The following is a 1,032-nucleotide window of genomic DNA, read 5'->3' as shown; positions in this document are numbered from 1 at the left end:
TGGCGGGGGCGTGGGGCGGCGGTCGTCTCGGGGCCGCAGCCGGTCCACCACCGCCATGCCGATCCGGAACACCGCCGTCGGAACCACCACGCACAGCAGGATCCAGAAGAGGGTGACCCCCCAGGGGCGCCCGACCGCCCAGGGCTGTTCGACCAGGGTCCGCTTCCCGTACCGCAGCGACACCAGATAGTCGCCATGGGCACCGGCCGACAGCTCCACATCCAGCGTGACCTGCGCCTTTCGGCCGGGCGCGATGGTCCCCCGCCACTGCTGCTCCTCCCACTGCGGGGCGTAGACCCCGTGCGAGGTGCCGACCTGGAACACCGGGTCGCGGGCCGGGGTGGTGCCCAGGTTGCCGACCGTGACGACCAGCCTCCGGCGCGCCGGAGCACCGAACCAGGTGAGCAGCCCGCTCGACCCGTCGAGCCGTGCCGCCAGCACGCTCAGCCGCTCCCCACCGGTGTCCCGGGGCAGCGGGGCCACGGGGTGCCCGGTGACCTTGAGGGCGGCGTCGGCACCGGCCGCCGCGCCGGTGGCGGTGGCGACATGCACCACGCAGGGGCAGGGCTTGGGCGGGTCGACGACCGGCAGCCTGCGGGAGAAGGAGCCGTCGGCGTTGGTGGTGACGGCTCGGCCGTGGGCGTTGGCGCAGGAGTTGGTGCCGCCGATCATGTTCTGCCCGCAGATCAGCAGCGTGAGCAGGACCCCGGGCCGCCAGCCCGTCCCCCGTACGGTGACCGTCCCGCCGGCACCCGTCTCCTTGGGCGACACGGTGACGGACGGCCCGGCGGTACGCGCGCGGACGGGCCCGCGCGGCTGGTCGAGCGGGCGGGAGTGCGCCGCGGTGCCGGTCACCGGGCCGCTGTCCGCCGCCACCAGCCCGGACGCGTACGCCGCCGGGCCGGCCCCGGAGGCCGGCAGCAGGGCGAGCACGATGAGCAGCAGCGCGCCCCACGCCGAGCGCCGCCGAGCGGTCCCCGCGGCCCCCGTCACCGCCGCGCTCCCGCCGAGGAACCCGCCCGCGTACTCGGC

General features: G+C 76.6%; 1 protein-coding gene. It reads right to left on the bottom strand.

Going from position 1 to position 1,032, the window contains the following annotated elements:
* Positions 1-855, bottom strand: an 855-nt coding sequence (locus E4099_RS32350; protein WP_425348296.1) for a hypothetical protein, incomplete at its 3' end; no start/stop codon positions are given.
* Between the last annotated feature and the right edge of the window lie 177 nt (positions 856-1,032).

The sequence above is a fragment of the Streptomyces palmae genome, from assembly GCF_004684805.1.
Taxonomy (GTDB): domain Bacteria; phylum Actinomycetota; class Actinomycetes; order Streptomycetales; family Streptomycetaceae; genus Streptomyces; species Streptomyces palmae.
The sequence above is the reverse complement of the archived record's forward strand: the minus strand, read 5'-3'. Positions and strand labels throughout refer to the sequence as shown.